The following is a 1,458-nucleotide window of genomic DNA, read 5'->3' as shown; positions in this document are numbered from 1 at the left end:
AAGGATCAATCTTCCCAAGGATAGAGATCGTCCTCTTCAATAGTTGAACGAACCGAATTCTGGCCAGAAGCATGCCAGAATGACCTGAAGGACTGTCATCCCGAACTCTTTTTGGGATCCGCTTTTGATCAATTTCAGAGAACGGGGAACCGTTGGCGGAGAACGGCGCTTCTCAGCTCCCTTGCTCGGCTAACTCTTCTTTTCTTTGCCTCTTATCTTCGCCTTTCTGAACCAGAAGAAGTACATAGCCCCTATATAAGCGGCAAGTCCCAGAATGAAGTACAGATAGTATATTGGCTGCCCCATTCTGTAACCTAGTATTGGAATATTGAGCAGTATAAGCATCGGAATCCCGAGGAACAATGCCAACCCGCTCCCGAAGACCATATCCTCTGCGGTTCCACTTTCGAATGTGGGATCGACTTCTCTCAACAAGGCCATTCCCGTAGAAAGTGTCCCTGTGTGCATTCCAAAAAAGGTTACGATGTGCTCCAGCGGGGCCTTTTCGTAGATCCTTTTGCCAAACCAGATTGTGTAGCCTGCGGTGAAAAAGCCTCCTATGGTTGTGAGGATAATTATCGGCCATATGTACTCCTGAATCACCGTGAAGGAAATTCCGGCGATCGAGGCCGCAACCATGAAGTCGAAGACTCCTCCGCCGATCCGCTGGAGAAGGAAGTCGTTCATGTATTCAATTTCATACTTTTCTGATTTCCTGACTTTTTCATATAATGCTCTGAACGCCATTGCAAAAAGAACGCCTATCACGAAATGGAAACCCCAGAGAACCTGCGCGAATGTTTCACCGAAGGTTCCCAATCCGCCAATCAAACCCGTGAATCACTTCAGGAAAAGGTAGGTGACTAGATACACTATTCCAACAGCCAAAATCTGAATCGTGAAACCATCTATATCCGAGAATTCGAAGTCCCTTATGGTCGCCTCGATTCTCTTCTTGACGGTCGGTTTCTCGATCTGGATACCGATCTGTCTCTTTCTGTAGACCATTGTGTTAAGCATTACTATTCCGCCAAAGGCGGCCCAGAGAAATCCCAGCGTAGAGACACTGAGACCAACGGCTCCTCCACCTGTAAAGCCAAGAGCCTCCCACTGACTTCCGAGGGAATAGGCCTGACCAGGCCCCTGGGCGAAACCAAGGGCAAGGAGCAGCCCGAAGGGCGGGAAGAGATCCTTGAAGAACAGCCCAACAAGCGCAATACCAACAACGAAACCTACCATGCCCTGGAGAGCGTAAGACATGCTGATCAGGAAGCCAGTGTTGACGGATGACTTTGTGCTTGACCGCCGTGTCTTTTTCAACGCGATGGCAATGAACCCTATCGCCATGAGATGGTAGACGAGGTTTCCCAACCTATCGTAAGAGAAGGGAATTACCTTCAGCACTTCCGGACCAAACAGAATCCCAAGAAATCCGGCAATGACAGCGTTTGGAATAAG

At 48.8% G+C, this 1,458-nt stretch carries 1 protein-coding gene and 1 pseudogene; both read right to left on the bottom strand.

Annotation, left to right across the window (positions count from 1 at the left end):
• Positions 1–189: 189 nt before the first annotated feature.
• Entirely contained in the window at positions 190–768 is a 579-nt protein-coding gene (locus BG32_RS16480) for a hypothetical protein (protein WP_259459619.1), read from the bottom strand.
• Between the two features lie 72 nt (positions 769–840).
• Positions 841–1,458, bottom strand: a pseudogene (locus BG32_RS16475) (sodium:glutamate symporter); the annotation flags it as partial.

It is taken from the genome of Mesotoga sp. HF07.pep.5.2.highcov, from assembly GCF_003666285.1.
Taxonomy (GTDB): Bacteria; Thermotogota; Thermotogae; order Petrotogales; family Kosmotogaceae; genus Mesotoga; species Mesotoga prima.
The sequence above is the reverse complement of the archived record's forward strand: the minus strand, read 5'-3'. Positions and strand labels throughout refer to the sequence as shown.